Source organism: Methylobacterium sp. B1, assembly GCF_000333255.1.
GTDB lineage: Bacteria > Pseudomonadota > Alphaproteobacteria > Rhizobiales > Beijerinckiaceae > Methylobacterium > Methylobacterium fujisawaense.
Genome location: NZ_BACT01000823.1, coordinates 1 through 2,536, shown reverse-complemented (window position 1 = coordinate 2,536; position 2,536 = coordinate 1). Strand labels below are relative to the sequence as shown.

The 2,536-nt window shown below is 68.1% G+C and carries 2 protein-coding genes and 1 pseudogene; all 3 read right to left on the bottom strand.

Annotation, left to right across the window (positions count from 1 at the left end; genetic code table 11):
- A partial coding sequence (locus tag I53_RS23685; RefSeq protein WP_043355328.1) for a hypothetical protein occupies positions 1-205 on the bottom strand: 205 nt, incomplete at its 3' end.
- Between the two features lie 389 nt (positions 206-594).
- Positions 595-1,685 (bottom strand): annotated as a pseudogene (gene recA / locus I53_RS23680) (recombinase RecA).
- A gap of 295 nt (positions 1,686-1,980) precedes the next feature.
- Positions 1,981-2,536, bottom strand: a 556-nt coding sequence (locus I53_RS23675; protein WP_043355326.1) for a response regulator, incomplete at its 5' end; no start/stop codon positions are given.

Below are 2,536 nucleotides of genomic sequence, written 5' to 3'. Positions count from 1 at the left end.
CGTTCAGCGTGACGTTCAGGTAGCCGCGCTTCAGAACGGACATGCCGCCCTTGGCCGGCGGGGTGGAGGTGCCGAGCGGATCCGCGACGCCGCCCAGGCCGAGGCCGGCGAGGCCGCCTGATCCTGGGATCCCGGCGGCTGCGGTCTCCGCATCCGCCTGATCCCGGCCCGCGACGCTGCGGGATGGCCCCCGAGACGGGTCCATTCCTGGGTCGCGGCATGACCGGTTCGACGAACGCCCGGACGCAATTCGACTCGTAAGAGCCGGATTCGTGCCGGGCTTCGTCGTTTCGGCATCCTGCGATCTGAATGCGTGTGCAGGCGCCGACGTGAAGCGCGGACGTCTCTGTCGGGACCGCCGCTCGCCGCGGTGGCGTCGCATACGGGTTGGGGGCGTGCCTGTTTGGTGGTGCCCCAACTCTGCGTCGAGGATCTCTGAGGCCGCGGCCGAGTCTGGACGTCCGCTTCTTTCGTATTCCGCTATCGATCGGTGCCTTGGGCCCAAAACAAAACCCCATGGCGATCCTGCGATCGCCATGGGGCTCGGTCTCAAGGGATCGGGCGCCGGACTTGGTCCACCGCCCGGTCTTCGGATCAGGCTTCGCCCTCGTCGAGATCGTCGGCGGTCGGGGTCGCGTTTTCCAGGATCTTCTCGGCGACCAAGCCGGAATTCTGCCGGATTGAGCCCTCGATCTCGGCGGCGATCTTCGGGTTGTCGCGCAGGAAGCCCTTCGCGTTCTCGCGGCCCTGGCCGAGGCGCTGGCTGTTATACGAGAACCACGCGCCTGACTTCTCGACGATGCCGGCCTTCACGCCGAGGTCGATCAGCTCGCCGACCTTCGACACGCCCTCGCCGAACATGATGTCGAACTCGACCTGCTTGAACGGCGGCGCGACCTTGTTCTTCACCACCTTGACGCGGACCTGGTTGCCGATCGCCTCGTCGCGATCCTTCAGGGTCGAGATGCGGCGGATGTCGAGGCGCACCGAGGCGTAGAACTTCAGGGCGTTGCCGCCCGTGGTGGTCTCGGGGCTGCCGTACATCACGCCGATCTTCATCCGGATCTGGTTGATGAAGATGACCATGCAGTTCGAGCGCGAGATCGAGCCGGTCAGCTTGCGCAGGGCCTGGCTCATCAGACGGCCTGAAGGCCCGGCTGGCTCTCGCCCATCTCGCCCTCGATCTCGGCGCGCGGGGTCAGCGCGGCCACCGAGTCGACCACCAGCACGTCGATGGCGCCGGAGCGCACCAGCGTGTCGGTGATCTCCAGGGCCTGCTCGCCGGTATCGGGCTGCGAGATCAGCAGGTCGTCGAGGTTGACGCCGAGCTTGCGGGCATAGACCGGATCGAGGGCGTGCTCGGCATCCACGAAGGCGCAGACGCCGCCCTTCTTCTGGGCCTCCGCGATGGTGTGGAGCGCCAGCGTCGTCTTGCCGGACGATTCCGGGCCGTAGATCTCGATCACCCGGCCGCGCGGGAGGCCGCCGACGCCGAGGGCGATGTCGAGGCCCAGCGATCCGGTCGAGACGGTCTCGACCTCCTGAACCTTGTCGTTCTTGCCGAGCCGCATGATCGAGCCCTTGCCGAAGGCGCGCTCGATCTGAGCCAGGGCGGCGTCAATGGCCTTGGACTTGTCCTTGTCCACGGGGGGCATGTCGACCACTTTCAATGCGGGCTGGGCCATCTGGCGGGCTCCTTATGAAGGGGTTGGACGCAGTTCACAACGCGCGTCGCCACCGCCTTCATGTACCTGTTTTGTTCTATTTCGACAAGGGCGGTACCGTGGGTTGTGCATAGCCTGCCGACGCCACCGATGCGGTTCAGGGCGAACCGCGGCCTCCGGCGCGCCGATCCGTCGGGGCATGCCCGGGATCCGGTGCCGCACTCCGTTCAGGGTCTGAACACGGTGGGCGGCACCGGATGCCGGATTTCGCAGGGAAGGGCCGGGACGCTGCCATCGACGACGCCATCGACGCCGTTCAATCGGCCATCGTCTTCTTCACGGTCTCGACGAGCTGCTTCAGACTGAAGGGCTTCGGCAGGAAGTTGAAGGTCTCCCCCTCCGGCAGGTTCTTGCGGAAGGCGTCCTCGGCGTAGCCGGAGACGAAGATCACCTTCAGGTCGGGCTGATGCTTGCGCACCTCCCGCAGCAGGGTCGGGCCGTCCATCTCGGGCATGACGACGTCGGAGACGACGAGGTCGATCGGCTGGGTGCCCTCGCGGACGATCGCCAGGGCCTCGAGGCCGGAGGCCGCCTCCAGGACCGTGTAGCCGCGGGCCGAGAGGGCGCGACTGTTGACCGCCCGGACGGGATCCTCGTCCTCCACGAGCAGGATGGTGCCCTGCCCCGTATGATCCGCGGCGGGCTTGCGCGGCGCCGGCTTGTCGGCCGTGGCCGGAGCCGGTGCACTCCGCGGCGCGCCGGCATCGCCCGGCTCGGCAGCCGGCCGCGGCGACCCGGAGAACGGCGCGAGCGGCTCCGCCCGCGGGAGCGCCGGGACCGCAGCCGGGGGCCGGAACCTCCTTCGGTTCGGC